General features: G+C 72.5%; 20 protein-coding genes and 1 pseudogene. 9 read left to right on the top strand and 12 right to left on the bottom strand.

Annotation, left to right across the window (positions count from 1 at the left end):
* Positions 1–387: 387 nt before the first annotated feature.
* The gene (locus J2X36_RS10780) at positions 388–1188 is read right to left on the bottom strand and encodes a response regulator (protein ID WP_132253835.1); all 801 of its coding nucleotides are present in this window, start codon (positions 1186–1188) and stop codon (positions 388–390) included.
* A gap of 113 nt (positions 1189–1301) precedes the next feature.
* Here J2X36_RS10780 and J2X36_RS10775 point away from each other — a divergent pair, with 113 nt between their 5' ends.
* Positions 1302–1607 (top strand): NepR family anti-sigma factor, encoded by a 306-nt coding sequence (locus J2X36_RS10775; RefSeq protein WP_132253833.1) that lies wholly within the window; start codon positions 1302–1304, stop codon positions 1605–1607.
* 108 nt (positions 1608–1715) lie between these two features.
* Here J2X36_RS10775 and J2X36_RS10770 read toward each other — a convergent pair whose 3' ends face one another.
* Positions 1716–1892 (bottom strand): DUF1328 domain-containing protein, encoded by a 177-nt coding sequence (locus J2X36_RS10770; RefSeq protein WP_003599466.1) that lies wholly within the window; start codon positions 1890–1892, stop codon positions 1716–1718.
* Between the two features lie 321 nt (positions 1893–2213).
* Here J2X36_RS10770 and J2X36_RS10765 point away from each other — a divergent pair, with 321 nt between their 5' ends.
* The 3 genes from J2X36_RS10765 (at position 2214) to J2X36_RS10755 (ending at position 4702) form a co-directional block, all read left to right on the top strand.
* Positions 2214–2378: a hypothetical protein gene (locus J2X36_RS10765; RefSeq protein ID WP_310349516.1), complete on the top strand. Its 165-nt coding sequence runs from the start codon at positions 2214–2216 to the stop codon at positions 2376–2378.
* 301 nt (positions 2379–2679) lie between these two features.
* Positions 2680–3672, top strand: coding sequence for a DUF2865 domain-containing protein (locus tag J2X36_RS10760; RefSeq protein ID WP_310349513.1), 993 nt, complete (start codon positions 2680–2682; stop codon positions 3670–3672).
* A 91-nt stretch (positions 3673–3763) separates the two neighbouring features.
* The gene (locus tag J2X36_RS10755; RefSeq protein WP_132253829.1) at positions 3764–4702 is read left to right on the top strand and encodes an MBL fold metallo-hydrolase; all 939 of its coding nucleotides are present in this window, start codon (positions 3764–3766) and stop codon (positions 4700–4702) included.
* Between the two features lie 49 nt (positions 4703–4751).
* Here the strand turns inward: J2X36_RS10755 and J2X36_RS10750 are convergent, their stop codons facing one another.
* Positions 4752–5531, bottom strand: coding sequence for a DUF1499 domain-containing protein (locus tag J2X36_RS10750; protein WP_310349506.1), 780 nt, complete (start codon positions 5529–5531; stop codon positions 4752–4754).
* A 266-nt stretch (positions 5532–5797) separates the two neighbouring features.
* Here J2X36_RS10750 and J2X36_RS10745 point away from each other — a divergent pair, with 266 nt between their 5' ends.
* The gene (locus J2X36_RS10745) at positions 5798–6277 is read left to right on the top strand and encodes a MarR family winged helix-turn-helix transcriptional regulator (protein ID WP_132253903.1); all 480 of its coding nucleotides are present in this window, start codon (positions 5798–5800) and stop codon (positions 6275–6277) included.
* A gap of 10 nt (positions 6278–6287) precedes the next feature.
* On the opposite strand, the gene J2X36_RS10740 is transcribed toward J2X36_RS10745, so the two are convergent.
* The 3 genes from J2X36_RS10740 to J2X36_RS10730 all read right to left on the bottom strand — a co-directional run bounded on the left by J2X36_RS10740 (position 6288) and on the right by J2X36_RS10730 (position 7775).
* The gene (locus J2X36_RS10740) at positions 6288–6554 is read right to left on the bottom strand and encodes a DUF2312 domain-containing protein (protein ID WP_109895687.1); all 267 of its coding nucleotides are present in this window, start codon (positions 6552–6554) and stop codon (positions 6288–6290) included.
* A gap of 102 nt (positions 6555–6656) precedes the next feature.
* Complete coding sequence (locus J2X36_RS10735; protein WP_310349502.1) at positions 6657–6965, bottom strand: DUF1244 domain-containing protein; 309 nt, start codon at positions 6963–6965, stop codon at positions 6657–6659.
* A 57-nt stretch (positions 6966–7022) separates the two neighbouring features.
* The gene (locus J2X36_RS10730; RefSeq protein ID WP_310349499.1) at positions 7023–7775 is read right to left on the bottom strand and encodes an N-formylglutamate amidohydrolase; all 753 of its coding nucleotides are present in this window, start codon (positions 7773–7775) and stop codon (positions 7023–7025) included.
* 170 nt (positions 7776–7945) lie between these two features.
* On the opposite strand from J2X36_RS10730, the gene J2X36_RS10725 reads away from it, so the two are divergent.
* A complete protein-coding gene (locus J2X36_RS10725; protein ID WP_132253820.1) occupies positions 7946–9277 on the top strand; it encodes a glycerate kinase in 1332 nt (443 codons plus the stop codon).
* A complete protein-coding gene (locus J2X36_RS10720) occupies positions 9243–9722 on the top strand; it encodes a DUF1036 domain-containing protein (RefSeq protein ID WP_310349496.1) in 480 nt (159 codons plus the stop codon). The genes J2X36_RS10725 and J2X36_RS10720 overlap by 35 nt, the downstream gene beginning before the upstream one ends.
* A 6-nt stretch (positions 9723–9728) precedes the next feature.
* On the opposite strand, the gene J2X36_RS10715 is transcribed toward J2X36_RS10720, so the two are convergent.
* Both J2X36_RS10715 and J2X36_RS10710 read right to left on the bottom strand, forming a co-directional pair.
* Positions 9729–10499 carry a VOC family protein gene (locus J2X36_RS10715; RefSeq protein WP_310349493.1) on the bottom strand — a complete coding sequence of 257 codons (771 nt, stop codon included), beginning with the start codon at positions 10497–10499 and terminating at the stop codon, positions 9729–9731.
* A gap of 68 nt (positions 10500–10567) precedes the next feature.
* A complete protein-coding gene (locus J2X36_RS10710; RefSeq protein ID WP_132253811.1) occupies positions 10568–11005 on the bottom strand; it encodes a VOC family protein in 438 nt (145 codons plus the stop codon).
* 75 nt (positions 11006–11080) lie between these two features.
* Here J2X36_RS10710 and J2X36_RS10705 point away from each other — a divergent pair, with 75 nt between their 5' ends.
* Together J2X36_RS10705 and pyk are read left to right on the top strand one after the other, a co-directional pair.
* Positions 11081–11800, top strand: coding sequence for a winged helix-turn-helix transcriptional regulator (locus J2X36_RS10705; RefSeq protein ID WP_310349491.1), 720 nt, complete (start codon positions 11081–11083; stop codon positions 11798–11800).
* Positions 11801–11921: 121 nt separating this feature from the next.
* Complete coding sequence (gene pyk, locus J2X36_RS10700) at positions 11922–13361, top strand: pyruvate kinase (protein ID WP_310349488.1); 1440 nt, start codon at positions 11922–11924, stop codon at positions 13359–13361.
* A 45-nt stretch (positions 13362–13406) separates the two neighbouring features.
* Here the strand turns inward: pyk and J2X36_RS10695 are convergent, their stop codons facing one another.
* The 4 genes and pseudogenes from J2X36_RS10695 to J2X36_RS10680 all read right to left on the bottom strand — a co-directional run.
* On the bottom strand, positions 13407–14414 hold the full coding sequence (locus J2X36_RS10695; RefSeq protein ID WP_310349485.1) for an alpha/beta hydrolase: 1008 nt from the start codon (positions 14412–14414) through the stop codon (positions 13407–13409).
* Positions 14414–15031, bottom strand: a complete 618-nt coding sequence (locus J2X36_RS10690) for a tetratricopeptide repeat protein (RefSeq protein ID WP_132253802.1) — start codon at positions 15029–15031, stop codon at positions 14414–14416. Before J2X36_RS10690 ends, J2X36_RS10695 begins: the two co-directional genes overlap by 1 nt.
* Before the next feature lie 114 nt (positions 15032–15145).
* On the bottom strand, positions 15146–15271 hold the full coding sequence (gene ykgO / locus J2X36_RS10685; RefSeq protein ID WP_003601867.1) for a type B 50S ribosomal protein L36: 126 nt from the start codon (positions 15269–15271) through the stop codon (positions 15146–15148).
* Between the two features lie 168 nt (positions 15272–15439).
* A pseudogene (locus tag J2X36_RS10680) lies at positions 15440–15631 on the bottom strand (HlyD family type I secretion periplasmic adaptor subunit); the annotation flags it as partial.

Below are 15631 nucleotides of genomic sequence, written 5' to 3'. Positions count from 1 at the left end.
GTAACCGGTTCCTTAATTGCGATCGTCTAGCTCAGAGTGAGTATTCGGCCGATCAGACCCGCTACGCCGCAGGCCCCGTCCACCGTCTTCCACAGGCATCCTTGTGGCGGAAATGCCGCAGACCACCGGAAAAATCGGATGCGTCCGGAACCTGGCCGCTTCCTGGCCGTTAGCATGACACCCGGCCACCTGGTCCTCCCCGCATTCCCCTTGTGCATTGGCCGGAACCTTCGAACGGGTCGGATCCCTCCGGCCCGTTTTTTCTTGCGCACTCGCCTACTCTTGCGGACTTGGCCCCGGCGCCCGGGCCGATGCGGGGGAGCGCGCAAACGAAAGCCCCGGCCTTGCGGGCCGGGGCTGCTGTCGGTGGTCCCGATCGACGCTGGGTCAGGCGGTGCGGGCTTCCCGGCGGCGGGCGCTTTGCTGGAAGAAGAGCGCTTGGCTGATCACCGCCGAGACGTTGGCCGGCTGGAACGGCTTGGCGATCAGGAAGGCCGGCTCCGGGCGCTCGCCGGTGAGGAACCGCTCCGGGTAGGCGGTGATGAAGATCACCGGAACCTCGAAGGTCTTCAGGAGGTCGTTGACCGCGTCGAGCCCCGACGAGCCGTCGGCGAGCTGGATGTCGGCGAGGATCAGGCCGGGCCGCTTGTCGCCGGCGAGCTTGATCGCCTCGGTGCGCGTGCGGGCGACGCCGATCACGTTGTGGCCGAGACCCTCGACGAGGGCCTCAAGGTCCATGGCGATCAGCGGCTCGTCCTCGATGATCAGGATCTCGGTCGCCATGTCGGCGGCGAGCTCGCGGCCCGCCTCGTCCACGAGGTCGCGCACCTCCGAGACGTCGACGTCGAGGATGATCGCCGCATCCTCCTCGGAGAAGCCCTCGAGGCAGGAGAGCAGGAAGGCTTGGCGGGGCAGCGGCGTGATCTGGCCGAGCCGAACCTCGGCGGGCAGATCGTGCTGGACCTGCTCGCTCTGGCCATTCACCGACAGCGAGTTCCAGATCCGGGTGAAGACGCGGAACAGGTCGGCCTTGACGTTGGAGCTCCGGCCGAGCGTCTCGGGCTCGTTCACCAGCGTTTCCAGCGTGGCCGCCACGTAGGCATCGCCAGCGACCTGGCTGCCCGTGAGCGCGCGCGCGTAGCGGCGCAGATAGGGCAGGTGCTGCACGACGAGTTGCGATGTCGACATAAGATCCCCTGGGCCTTGCCGTTCTTCTGCTAGCCTCCGCCCCAACGCGGACGGTCCGACTCCGTTCCGGGTGGGCGGAACCGATTGTGTGTCACGGCGTTGCTGCAGCAGCCATGACGTATGTCAAGCCGCAAAACAATCGCGGCGGCGCCGCTCTGCGGCGTCAAGGGGACCTGTGGATGAACGATGATGGTGGTGCCGGGGACCGTCCGGAGCGGGGCGGCGGAGAGAAGGCGCGTGGCGGAAGCGCCTCTGATTCCAGACGTCAGGATTCGGGAGCCGGTCTGAGCGAGCAGACGCAGCGGCGCATCGGCAATCATCTGCGGGCAATGTACGACGCCGTGATTCAGCAGCCCGTGCCCGACCGCTTCCGCGATCTGATCGCGCGTCTCGACGCCTCCGAGCCCGACAAGGCCTGAGGCCGCTCTCGCGCCAAGCCTCGCTCGAATTAGAAGGCCGCCCCGCCTTGATCGGCGAAGCGGCCTTTCGCGCGGCCGCTCTCTGCAGGCCGCGCTGGGTCACCGAGGTTACAGGGTGGGCGAACGACCCCGCATCAGGCCGATCACCGCCGAGATCGCGAACAGCACGATGGCGACGAAGAAGACGAGCTTGGCGGCTTCCATCGCCGTGCCGGCAATGCCGCCGAAGCCGAGGAGCGCGGCCACGAGCGCCACGACAAGAAACGTTACGGCCCATCCGAGCATTTGCGTGTTCCTTCTCAAGCGTGGTGCGGGCTGAGCCGTCACCTTCTGAAGGCAATAACGCCAAGTTTTCGAATCCGTTCCTCTGCGCGCCCCCGAGTGCTCGCGGGGGTGATCTCTTGCCGGCGGCCCGCGTGCCAGGGCCTCGTCCCAGCCTTCTCACGGAGGGCTGCGGCGCATCGCCTCCGGCCCTCCCGCCGGGCGCGTTCGGTTCTCATCTTGAGTGTCGCACCGCACGACCGCGTGCTGCGGCCCGGAACAGGGCCGGCCAGCTTCGCGTTCGTAGACGGTCCCCGGAAACGAGCCCTGACTATGAGCTCCGCGATGAGAGATTTCGCCACCGCCGCCAAGCGTTTCACCGAGGCCGCCACCGCGGCGGCCGATGCCGCGCTCAAGGGCGTGGAGAGGTTGCTCGGTGGCGTGATTCCCTCCCCCGCTCCGCAGCCGGTGCCCGTCCGCGTGCGTAGCCACCCGGCCCACCGCCGCTGAGCGCCCTCCCCCAGCGGCCTCCGGGCTCGTCGATCCTCTCGAAGCCGCCTCCGGGCGGCTTTTTCGTGCGCGCGATCCCCGTGTCTCGCGCCCTCGCTCAGTCTCCGAGGTCCGGTTGCGGGGTGGACATCCGTAGTGTTGCGCGCAGTCTTGCGCCCGCCCGGGCTGCTGTTCCGTCGAGGATCGACCAATCGTCGCGGAGCCTGCGCGGTCTTCCGCAATTGTCGCGCGGCGGTCGCCCCGCTTAATAGGCTCCGCGCGAGCTTGGCCGGACGATTCGGCGGCGTCCGGGGAGAGATCCATGACGATGAGGGTGCGGTTGGTCCGGTTCCTCGTCTCCGGCGGCACGCCTCGGCAGATGCTCGGGACGGCTCTGGCCGGCCTCATCCTGGGCATGGGAGCCGTGGTCATCAGCGCCAGCCTCGTGCGGGCCTCCGAGCGCAACGGGATCTTCGGCTTCTTCGAGGACCTCTTCCGCCCCCAGCCGACGCAGCGCGTCGCCCTGCCCGCCTCCCGGCCGCTGCGCTACGCCACCCTGCCCCAGGCGCATCGCCTCCCGCGCGAGCGCTGGGTCCAGCAGGGGCGGCGCCTCGCCGACCTGCGCGGGCGGAGCGTGCACGGACGCCGCGCCACGCCCCGCGCGGACCGGATCGCCGCCTCGGCGCCCGCGGGGACGCGCACGGTCTGCGTGCGTGCCTGCGACGGCTATCTCTTCCCCCTCGGCAACCTCGCCTCGCGCCAGAACCTGCCGGTGCACGAGGCGGCCTGCGCCGCCGCCTGCCCGAATGCCGCGACGAGCCTCTACACGCTGTCCCGCGGCGAGAACGACCTCGACCGCGCGGTGAGCCTCAAGGGACAGCCCTATCTCGGGGCGGCCTTCGCGAACGTCTATCGCCAGCGCCGCGTCGCGGATTGCTCCTGCCAGCCCGCGGGCGGCGGCCCCCTCTTCCCGATCGCGCAGGACCGCACCCTGCGCCGGGGCGACGTGGTCGCGATGCGCACGACGGTGGGCGTGGTGAGCCCGGCCCGCTCGGGCGCCCTCGAACTCGTCGATTTCCGCCGGGCGCGGGGCCTGTCCGCCGCCCGGACCCGGACGATCGAGGACAGGGTCGGCGTCCTGCGCCGGGAGGCGGAGATCCGCGCCTTCCGGAAGGCGATGCGCGCGGCCGACCGGGGGACCATCGTCCGCGTCGCCGCGATCGGCGACGGCTTCCGGGGTGTCCTGCGCGCCGAGGGGGCGTCAGGCGGCTTCGGCCCGGTGCGCGTGGTCGAGCCCTCGCCCTACGCCCGCTGAGCGGCGCTCCGTTGTCCGCGGCGGCGCGATGTCGTAGGCCCGCGCGGATGTCCGGGCACGCCGCCCGAGGCCGAGACCCGAGTTCCGATCGATGGGTGAGACGAATGGCGGGCCGGAGGCCGAGCCGGCCTTCGACGGTGCTACGCCCGCGCCGGGGACGATCGAGGCGCTGACGCCGCTCGTTCGCCGCCGCATCGCCCCGAATGGCGGCCCGTTCACCGCGAGCGGCACCTGCACCTACGTGGTCGGGCGCGGCCGCGTCGCGGTGATCGATCCGGGGCCCGAGGATGCGGGCCACGTGGAGGCGCTCCTCGCCGACCTCGCGGGCGAGAGCGTCGAGGCGATCGTGGTGACGCACACCCACCGCGACCACTCGCCGGGCGCGCGCCTCCTCGCCGCGCGCACGGGCGCGCCGATCGTCGGGTGCGGGCCGCACCGGGCGGCGCGCTCGCTCGCCGAGGGCGAGTTGCCGATGCTCGACGCCAGCGCCGACAGGCTGCACAGGCCGGACCGCGAACTGCGCGAGGGCGAGACGGTCTCCGGACCCGGCTGGACGCTCGCCGCCGTGGAGACGCCCGGCCACACCATGAACCACCTCGCCTTCGCCCTGCCGGAGGAGGAGGCGCTGTTCTCGGGCGACCACGTGATGGCGTGGTCGACGAGCATCGTCGCGCCCCCGGACGGCTCGATGCGCGCCTACCTGGACTCCCTCGACAAGCTGCGGGAGCGGTCCGAGACGGTCTACTGGCCCGGCCATGGCGGCCCGGTGCGCGATCCGCGCCGCTTCGTTCGGGGTCTCGCCGCCCATCGCCGCCAGCGGGAGACCGCGATCCGCGCCCGCATCGCGGCGGGCGAGGCCGACATCCGCGGGATCGTCGAGGCGATCTATCAGGGGCTCAACCCGGCGCTGCTGGGGGCCGCGGCCCTCTCGGTCTTCGCCCATCTCGAGGATCTGGTGGAGCGCGGCCTCGTCCTCACGGACGGGCCTGCCCGCCTCGACGGCCGCTACCGGGCCGGGGCCGGGATCTGATCGGCGGCGCGATCCGGCACCCCGGAAGGGACGGATCGCGTGCGAACCCTCACTTCACCGCGATGGCGAGGTTGGCGACCTCGTCGAGATAGGCCCGGATCCGGTCGGCGTTGACGCCGAAATCCCGGCCCGCGAGGCGCGAGGCCGAACGCACGTCGATCCGCGCCCCGTCCGCCCGGGGATGCACGCGGACGGTGACGTCGTCCGGCAGGTTCAGGACGAGGCTGCGCGAGATCGCCTCGATCCGCCCGTTGCCGATCCGTCCGCCGGGGCGAATCGCCTCGACGATCTGCCAGCGCCGGTTGATCGCCGCCTTCCGCGCCAGCTCGAAGGCCTGGTCCGCGTCGATGTCGAGGGTCAGCGGCGCGATCTGCGGGTAGGCGCCGCGCTGCCGCTCGCGCGCGGCCGGCCCGGGATCGGGCGGGTAGCGGCCGTCGCGGGCGGCAAAGGCGGTTCGCGAGCGTGAGAAGGCGGGCGGGTTCTCGATGTCGGTGGTGACGTCGTTGATCGCCGGCAGGCGCAGGCCCCGCAGGGCCCCGTAGGCGGGGTAGGCGAGGACGAGCAGCGCCAGGAACAGGCCGCCGAAGGCCGCGCCGAGCCCACGCGCGCCCTCGCGCCAGACCCGCAGGAGGGCGTAGGCCGCGAGCAGCACCGAGACGAGGGCGAGGGCGAGCCCGCTGCCGAGGGTCGCGAGCGCCGGGCCGGTCTCCGCCCGCGGATCGCGGACGAGCAGGAGCGCGATCCCCGTGACGAGGAGCGCCAGCCACGCCACCTGCCGCGACAGGCCGCCGGCACGCGTGACGGGTTCCTCGATGAGCAGGCGGCGCATGGTGGCGGGTTCGCTGTCCGAGGCTGGCTGAGGCGGGAGGGGGCACGCGGCGGGACCCAAGCTCTACAACTCGCCCGGCCGCCGCGCTACCCGCGGCGCGGACCGCAACCAGAACACGTACCGGTCGGAGAAGAGCGGCCTCCGGAAGCCCGCTGCCGACAGCGGATGAGGCCGGCGCGCAACCTCCCACAGTTGTCTCGGGGAGCCCCGCTGCCCGCCGGCCGCGGGTCTGCTATAGGCAGGCCACGATGTCGCGTGTCACAGCCATGGAAAGTCCGGGCCAAGCCCCGGCTCACGAGCCGGATCCGGTCGATCCGCTCCGGGTCTGGTTCCGGTTCATCCGCCTGAACCGGCGGGTCTCGGCCGCCGTCGGGGCGGAACTGCGCGAGATCGGGCTCTCGATCCCGCAATTCGACGTGCTCTCGACCCTGACCGAGCGCGAGGGCCTGACGCAGCAGGAACTGGCCGCGCGCCTCTACGTCACGAAGGGCAACGTCTCGGGGCTGATCGACCGCTTGGTCGAGGCGGGCCTCGTCGAGCGCCGCGCGATTCCCGGCGACCGGCGCTCCCACGCGCTCCACCTCACCCCGGCGGGCACGGGCCTCGCCTCGCGGGGCATAGCGGCGCAGGAGGCCTACGTGGCGCGCACGCTGGGCCGCCTCGCGCCCGAGGATGTCGCCGCCTTCGAGCGGCTGGTGCTGCAATGGCGGGACCTCGTGCGTGCGGACGAGGCCGCCCGGACCTGAGCGGGCGCGGCTACGCCATGCCCAGGGCCTGCATGTACAGTTCGAGAATCGCCTCCTCCTCCTGGCGCTCGGCATGGTCCTTCTTGCGCAGCGAGATGATCTTGCGCAGCGCCTTGGTGTCGAAGCCGGTGCCCTTCGCCTCGGCGTAGACGTCCTTGATGTCGCCGGCGAGGCCCGCCTTCTCCTCCTCCAGGCGCTCGATGCGCTCGATGAAGCTCTTGAGCTGGTCGGCGGCGACCGAGGAGGGGTCGACCGCCGGGCTTGCTGAGGCTGCCATGTCTCCGAAAGTCCTTCCATCTGCGCGCCGCGCGCGGCGCCTCACGCGGGGTGGTAGGCGAGCAACCTTACCGGGAGATTAGCCGAGCCGGGCCCGCCGGGCTCAGTGCGGCTCGGCCTGCCGCCCGGCGAAGGCGGCCTGCTGCTCGGGGGTCGCCTCCGCCTGGTGCTGGGCCTTCCAGGCCTCGTAGGGCATGCCGTAGACCTGCTCGCGGCTCTCGTCCTTGGTCAGCGGCAGGCCGCGCTCGTCGGCGGCGTCCTTCAGCCAGTTCGAGAGGCAGTTGCGGCAGAACCCCGCCAGATTCATCAGGTCGATGTTCTGCACGTCCGGGCGGTTGCGCAGGTGCGAGACGAGGCGCCGGAACACGGCGGCCTCCAGCTCCGTCTGGGTCTTTGGGTCGATCTCGGGCATCGTGGTCTGCTCCTGGATGGGGCGTGTCCGCTCAGGTCGGCGGCGCGGGCGCCCGCGTCAAGCGGCGGGGCGGAGGATCGGGCCGAGCAGCTTGGCAAAGCGCTCGGCCCATTCCGCCTGGCCGCCCTCGCCCGCGATCAGGTCCTGGCGGATCTCGACGAGCGCGTTCGGCAGGCCGCGGGCGGTGGCGTGGCGGTCGATCGTGTCGCCGGGCAGGCCCCCGTCATAGGGCTCGTTGTCCCCGACCGTGAGCCCGGCCGGGTCGGCCCTGAGGCCGGCGATGAGAGGCGCGCTCAGGCGGTCGTCCCGGTCGTAGAGGATGCCGACCTGCCAGGGCCGCGCCACCCCGCGCCAGTAGGGGGTGAAGCTGTGGATCGTGACGATGGCCGGCGGGGCGCCGGCCGCCTCGCCCGCCGCGACGCCCGCGTCGATCGCCCGGTCGAAGGGTTCGTAGAAGCGGGCGACGCGCTCCGCCTTGCCCGCCTCGTCGATGCGGGCATTGCCCGGGACCACCGCCCCGTCCGAGAGGCGCATCACCAGGGTCGGGTCGGCCCGGCCCCGGTTCGGGTCGATGATGAGGCGCGAGAAGCGGGTGAGGATCGCGGGGGCGCCGAGATGGCGGGCGAGCGCCCGCGTCACGCCGGCCGCGCCGATGTCGTAGGCGATGTGACGGCCGAACTCCGCCTCGGCCACACCGAGGACGATGTCCTCCGGCACGAAGTTCGAGGCGTGGTCGCAGATCAGGAGCAGACCGCAGGCCGGATCGCCGGGCACCGTCTCGACGGGGTGGGGCGGATGCGGGACGGGCATGGGGGATCCGGTTCGTTTCCAGCTTGCCGACGGGTCGAGGCTCGGGCAGAGCACGTATCAAGGATCGTGCGCTCACGGCAACATGAGGCCCGTCGCCCTCCCCTCGCTGACGCGGGCGCGAGGGCGAGGACGCACGAGAAGAAGACGACACGACGCGCGAGGACGCCCGCATGAGTGCCACCACGCCCGCCCCGACCGGGACGCCGAACGAGACCGGCGCGACCGACCTGCGCAGCCTGCTCAACGGATTCCTCACCGAGGCGATCGCCGCTGCCCACCCGGCGCGCTGCCTCCTGCCCCACCTGCCGCCCCCGCCCAAGGGCCGTCTGATCATCCTCGGCGCCGGCAAGGCGGGCGGCAGCATGGCCGCGGTGGCGAGCCGGTTCTACCGGGAGGAGCACGGGCTCGGGGCCGACCGCATCAGCGGCCTCGCGGTGGCCCGCCACGGCTATGGGGAGGAGGCGCCGCTCATCCGCATGGTCGAGGCCGGTCACCCGGTGCCGGATGCCGCCGGCATCGAGGCCACGAAGGAAGCCCTGCGCATCGCCTCGGAGGCCGGCCCCGACGACGAGGTGCTGGTGCTCCTCTCCGGCGGCGGCTCGGCGAACTGGATCGCACCGGCCGGCGACCTGACGCTCACCGAGAAGCAGGCCATCACCCGCGCCCTCCTGCGCTCGGGGGCGCCGATCAACGAGATCAACACGGTGCGCAAGCACATCTCGCGCATCAAGGGCGGGCGCCTCGCGCTCGCCGCCCGCAACGCCGCGCGCATCCTGACGCTCGCCATCTCCGACGTGCCCTTCGACGACCCGGCCGTGATCGCTTCGGGGCCGACCGTGCCCGACCCCTCGACGCTGGCGGAGGCCCGCGCCATCTGCGAGCGCCGCGGCATCCCCCTGCCCGAGGCCGCCAGGGCGCTCCTCGACGACCCGAACAACGAGACCCCGAAAGCGGGCGACCCGGCCTTCGCCCGCGCCGAGTACCGCATCATCGCCCGGCCGATCGACGCGCTCGAAGCGGCCGCCGCGGCCGCCGGGAAGGCGGGCTACGAGCCCGTCATGCTGGGCCCCGATCTCGAGGGCGAGGCCCGCGAGGTGGCGGCCGAGCACGCGCGCCTCGCCCGCGAGGCGAAGGCGCAAGGCCGCAAGGTGGCGCTGATCTCCGGCGGCGAACTCACCGTCACGATCCGCGGCGAGGGCCATGGCGGTCCGAACCAGGAATACGCGCTGGCGCTCGCCATCGCGCTCGAGGGCGAAGCCGGCATCGCCGGCATCGCGGCCGACACGGACGGCACCGATGGCGGCCGCGGCGAGGCGACCGACCCGGCGGGCGGCCTCGTCGACCCGACGACCCTGGAGCGCGCCCGCGCCGCCGGCCTCGATCCGGCCGCGATGCTCGCCGACAACGACTCGACGCGCTTCTTCGCGACGATCGGCGACCTCGTTCAGCCCGGCCCCACCCGCACCAATGTCAACGATTGCCGCATCATCCTCGTCGGCTGAGCGCGTGCGCGCGCCCCGCCTCGCGCTCGGTCTCGCCCTCGCGGCCGGCCTCTGCCTTCTCGGCGCTGGGCCCGCGCGGGCGGACCTGCGCATGTGCAACCTGACGGCGAGCAAGGTCGGCGTCGCGCTCGGCTACCGGGACCCGCAGGGCTGGGTCACGGAAGGGTGGTGGGACCTGACGCCGAAGGCCTGCGAGACGCTCCTCAAGGGGGCGCTCGCGGCCCGTTTCTACTACGTCTTCGCGGTGGATTACACGCGCGGCGGCGAGTGGAGCGGGCGCTCGCTGATGTGCACCAAGGATGCCGAGTTCACGATCCGCGGGGTCGAGGATTGCCTCGCCCGCGGCTACGACCGCAACGGCTTCTTCGAGGTCGATACCGGCGAGCAGAAGAGCTGGACGATCCAGCTCACCGACCCGAACCAGCCGGCCGCGCCCTCGCCCTGACCCCCCTCACCGCCGCGCGGCGACGAGGGAGAAGAAGGCGCCCTGCGGGTCCATGCACTGCACGATGAAGGAGCCGCCCGGAACCTCGTGCGGACCCATCAGCACTTTGCCGCCGTGCTCCGTGACGCGGGCGGCGGCGGCATCGATCTCCGGCACCGTGACATAGTAGCCCCAGGCCGAGACCGGCAGGCTCGGCGGCCGGTTCATCATGCCGCCGATCGCGCGCCCGTTCGCCGCGAAGGTCTGGTAGGTCCCCATCGGCCCGAGCTCGACGGCCCGGTCCTTCGTCCAGCCGAACAGGCCGGCGTAGAAGTCGAAGGCGGCAACCCAGTCCGTCACGAACAGCTCGTGCCAGCCGACATGGCCGGGCGTGCCGGCAGGGGCCTCCGCCATAGCGGGCCCGCTCGGCTGGAACAGGACGAAGAACGCGCCCTGCGGATCGGTGACGACGGCGAACCGGCCGACGCCCGGCAGGTCCTCGGGACCCTTGCGCACGCCGCCCCCGGCCGCGGCCACCCGCTCCGCCATCGCGTCGACGTCGGCGACGCCGACGAAGCCGCTCCAGCCCGGATGGCCGTCCTGCGCCTTCACCTCGTCGGGCAGGGGCGCGATCCCGGCGACCGGGCGCCCATCCGCGCTGAGCACCGTGTAGGGGCCGCCCTCTCCCTCCCAGGCTTGCGCCTCCCATCCCACGACCGCGCGGTAGAAGGCTTCCGCCCCTCCCGTGTCGGTCGTCATGAGCTGGTACCAGACGAAGCTGTTGGCGCGCTCGGACATGCGGGTCTCCCTCTCTCGTCAGTGGGCGGCCGATCGTGCCCGATTCGCCGCGACCCTTCGATGCCGCCTCAGCCGTTCGCCGCGGCATAGGCCTCCGGACCCTGCGCCGCCGCCACGGGATCCATCCAGCTGATCTCCCAGACGTGCCCGTCGGGATCCTCGAAGCTGCGGCCGTACATGAAGCCGTAATCCTGCGTCGGGCCGGGATCCGCGCGCCCGCCCGCGGCCGCGGCCCTCGCCACCATCGCGTCGACCGCCTCGCGGCTCTCCTGCGAGATGCAGATCAGCACCTGACAGGTCTCGCGCGCGTCCGGAATCGTCTTCGTCGTGAAGGTGCCGAAGAAGGCATGGCTCAGGAGCATCGCGTGGATGACATCCGAGAACACCATGCAGGACGCGTCGTCGTTCGAGAAGGCCGGGTTCTTGGTGGCGCCCACCGCCTCGTAGAAGGCCGTGGACTTCGCCACGTCGCGCACGGGCAGGTTCACGAAGATCATCTGCGGCATCGGACTTTCCTTCCTCGCCCGGCCCCTCGCGGCCAAGTTTGACCCTGATGCCCGATTCAGTTATAAATTGCAACTATGAAGTTAGAAAAAGTGACTGAGGGTTCGAGAACGTCCCGGCGCTACGAGGATGCCTGTGCGGCCGCGCACGCCCTCGATCTCGTCGGCGAGCGCTGGGCGCTCCTCGTCATGCGGGAGTTGATGCTCGGCCCGAAGCGGTTCAGCGACCTGCGCGCGGATCTCCCCGGCATCAGCGCCAACGTGCTGACGCAGCGCCTCGAAGGGTTGGAGGCGGTGGGGATCCTCGTGCGCCGCAGGCTGCCGCCGCCGGCCGGTAGCCAGGTCTACGCGCTGACGCCCTGGGGTTCCGAGAGCGAGCCGATCTTCCAGGCCCTCGGCCGCTGGGCGGCGCGCTCGCCGCTCCACGACCCGAGCCTGCCCTTCAGCGCCACCTCGCTGTTCCTGTCGCTGCGCACCATGCTCGACCCGGGGCGGGCGGCGGGCCTGTCGGCCCGGATCGGCTTCCGCATCGGCGCGGAAACCTACCTCGCCCGCGTCGCGGACGGGGCGATCACGGTGGAGCGTGGGCCGCTCGAGGGGGCGGACCTCGTCTTTTCCGGCCCCGCCCCGGTCATCGCCGCGGCGATCTATGGCGGCCAGTCCTTCGAGGCGCTCGCCGGCGCGTTGAGCCTCGAGGGCGACCGGGCGCTCGCGGAGCGCTTCGTCACCCTCTTTCCCCTGCCTCCGAAGGCGACGTCCGAAGCCTCGGCCCCGGAGTGGCGCGCGCCTCCCCCGTGAAACGGCGATTGCCGGCCCCGGCCGCTTGACGCGGCGGCCCGGCCGGTGCTTGTGGCCGCTCGCCCTCAACCGGCCGGACACGACGCACCGCCGGGCTTGCGCTGCCTTGATGGAGGCCGGATTGAAACGCTCACGCCGCACGAAGATCGTCGCCACGCTCGGACCGGCCTCCGACACGCCGGAGATGATCACGAAGCTCTTCCACGCGGGCGCTGACGTGTTCCGGCTCAACATGAGCCACCTGCCGCGCGAGAAGCTGCCGGAGAAAATCGAGGTGATCCGCGCCATCGAGCGCGAGGCCAAGCGCCCGATCGCGATCCTCGTCGACCTGCAGGGCCCGAAGCTGCGGCTCGGCGCCTTCGCCGAGGGCAGCGCCATGATCGCGAACGGGGCGAGCTTCGTCCTCGACAGCGACCAGACGCCGGGCAACGCCGAGCGCGTCTACCTGCCCCATCCCGAGATCCTCTCGGCGCTGGAGCCCGGCCATTCGGTCATCATCGACGACGGCAAGCTGCGCCTGACCGTCACCGAGGTGGGGCCGGGCCGCGCCGTGACCCGCGTCGAGGTCGGCGGCCGCATCTCGAACCGCAAGGGCGTCTCGCTGCCCCACACCGTGATCCCGGTCCCCGCCATGACCGACAAGGACCGGTTGGACCTCGAGGCCGGGCTCAATGCCGGCGCCGACTGGATCGCCGTCTCCTTCGTGCAGCGCCCCGAGGACATGGCCGAGGTGAAGGCGCTGGCCGCCGGCCGCGCCCTGGTGATGGCCAAGATCGAGAAGCCGCAGGCGCTGACCCGCCTCGACGAGATCATGGAGGTCTCCGACGGCCTGATGGTCGCCCGCGGCGATCTCGGCGTCGAGATGCCCCTCGAGCAGGTGCCCGGCGTGCAGAAGCGCATCACCCGCGGCGCGCGGCGCCTCGGCAAGCCCGTCGTCGTCGCGACGCAGATGCTCGAATCCATGATCACGGCCCCGGTGCCGACCCGCGCCGAGGTCTCGGACGTGGCGACCGCGGTCTACGAGGGCGCCGACGCCGTGATGCTCTCGGCCGAGAGCGCCTCCGGCGCCTTCCCGGTCGAGGCGATCTCGACCATGAGCCGCATCGCCGAGCAGGTGGAGCGGGACGCGCTCTACTGGGACATCCTGACGGCCCAGCAGCGCTCCGCCCCGGAGGCCACCGCCTCGGACGCGATCGCGGCCGCGGCCCACCAGATGGTCGGCTCCCTCGGCCTCAACGCGATCATGGCCTGGACCCATTCGGGCTCGACCGCCCTGCGGCTCGCCCGCTCCCGCCCGAACGCGACCGTGATCGCGCTCACGCCGAAGCGGGAGACCGCGCGCCGCCTCGCCATGGCCTGGGGCACGCACCCGATCGTCACGAACGACGCGAGCGACGTCGACGACATGGCCTTCCGGGCCGCGAAATTCGCCGTGCGCGAGCGCTTCGCCGAGGTCGGCGACCGGGTCATCGTGGTGGCGGGCGTCCCCTTCGGCACGCCGGGCGCCACGAACCTCGTGCGCATCGCCTTCGTCACCCGCGAGCACGCCGCCCGGGCGTGAGCGACGCCTCGCCTCTCCCGTTCGGGAGAGGCCGGCCACCTGACATCATGGGGCCGCCGCCGGCAGCGGCCTGCGCTCGCCGATCCGCTCCGCGAGCCGGCCGACCTCCCGCGCCAGGGCCTCGGCGGCAACGTAATGCACCATGTGGCCGATGCCCGGCAGCACCACGAGCTCCGCGCCGGGGATGCGTTGCGCGAGCGGGCGGGCCTGGAATTCGGTGCGCACGATCGGATCCGCCTCGCCCGCCACGATCACGGTCGGCACCCGGATGCCGCCGTAGCGCGGGCCCTGCGCCGCCAGAGCGGCGGGCAGCCCGGTCAGGTCCTGCACGTTGGCGAGCAGCGTACCCGGCCGCAGGACCAGGGCGGCCCGCGCCCGGGTCAGATAATCGTCGCTCACCGCCTGCGGCGCGAACACGGATCTCGCCGCCCGCTCCAGGTAGGTCATCGCCACCGGCGGACCTAGGGTGCGGCTGAGAAGCCACGCCACGAGAGGCTGCAGGGCGAGCCGCCAGTACCAGGGCGGATCCGGGCGCTGCGGGAACGGCAGGGCCACCGGCGAGACCAGGGCGAGGCCCGCCACCCGCTCCGGATGGTCGAGGGCGAGGCTCGCCGCGAGCGCGCCGGACCAGGAATGGCCGAGCACGATGGCGGGGCCGATCCCCATCCCCTCCAGAGCCTCGGCGATGACGGCTCCCTGCGCGGCGGGCGTGGCGGCGGCGAGGCGGTCGCTCCAGCCGAAGCCCGGCCGGTCGAAGGCGATCACCCGGAAGCCCTGGGCGGCGAGGAGGCGGCCCACCCCCTCCATCGGCTCGGCGCCGTTCGCCGAGGCGCCGTGGAGCAGGATCACGGTGCCGCGCGCGCCCTCGCGGGGGCCGGCCTCGATCGCGGCGAGGCGGCCGCCCGCCACGGGGACGAAGCGGCCGGCCGGCGGAAACTCCGCCTCGGCACGAAGCGTGATCAGGAGGCTGGCCAGGGCGCCGAGGCCGAGAACGCCGCCGATCAGGGCCGCGACGAGGCCGGCAAGCCCGGCGAGCGCCTGCGCGACGCCCATCAGAGGTCGCGGCCGTCGACCTCGGGGGCGAGCCGCTCGATCGAGCTCTGGACCTTGTCCATGCGCGGATAGAGGGCGGCGGCGCGGCGGAAGGCGCCGAGCGCCCGCGCCTTGTCGTCCATGGAGAGGTAGAGCCGGCCGAGCGTCGCCCAGGCCTCGAAATGGCGCGGCTCCAGCACGAGGGCGCGCTGCAGGTCGGCGATCGCGGCGGCCTTGTCGGAGAGGTGCCAGAACACGCTGGCCCGCCGGCTCCAGCCCTCGGACCAGCCGGGCTCGAGCGTCAGCACCCGGTCCATCAGCTCGACGGCGAGGGGGAAATCCTGGCTCGCCATGGCTTGGCGGGCGCGCTCGGTGAGGAGGTCGGCGGTGGCGCTGCCCGATCGGTCGAGGCGCCGCTCGATCAGCTTGGAGATCCCGCGCGCCTCCGCATCGTCCTCGGAGTCGCGCAGGCGCGCGAACAACTCGTCGAGGCTCGCGGGCGGCTTGGGCTTGGCCGTCTCCGGCTTGTCGCGGTCCTCGGCCTGCGGCTCGCGGGACAGCGTGCCGGGCGGGGCCGCGGCGGCGGGATGCGCGGCGGCCAGGAGGGCTGCCAGGGCGAGGGGGAGGAGGCGCAGCATCGGGAGAGCTTGTGCGCCCCGCGCGCGCGCGTCAACGCGCTCGCTTGCCGCGCGGGCTCCGGCCGCGCGGAATGCGGCGCCCGCGGGCGGGAAGCCCGCGGGCCGCGGAGGGTCTCAGCCCTGGCGCGCCTTGAAGCGCTTCTGGGTCTTGTTGATCACGTAGACCCGGCCCTTGCGGCGCACGAGCTGGTTGTCACGATGCCGGCCGCGGAGCGACTTCAGCGAGTTGCGAATCTTCATCGGTTCTCTCTCGGCGCGGAGGTCCCGGCCGCCTGTCGGTTCAAGTCTCGGGAACGGGAGCGCCTCTCGGCATCCCCGGCGATGGCAGCGGACGCATCGCGGAAAGGCGGCTGCCTTATCAGGATTCGCCCCCGGGAGGCAAGACGGATCGGCGCGTCCCGCCCGCGTCTATCGTTCTCTCCAGGCTTTGGCGATCTGGTCGGTGAGGGGCTTGGTGAGGTAGGAGAGCACGGAGCGCTCGCCGAGCTGCATGAAGCTCTCCACGGGCATGCCCGGCACCAGCTTGGCCCCGTTCAGCCGCGCCGTCTGCTCCTCGGGCACCTGGATGCGCGCCACGTAGTAGCTCATCCCCGTCTTCGG

The organism is Methylobacterium sp. BE186, assembly GCF_031457035.1.
GTDB lineage: Bacteria > Pseudomonadota > Alphaproteobacteria > Rhizobiales > Beijerinckiaceae > Methylobacterium > Methylobacterium segetis.
Note: the sequence above shows the minus strand (reverse complement) of the source record. Positions and strands in the feature narration are given on the sequence as shown.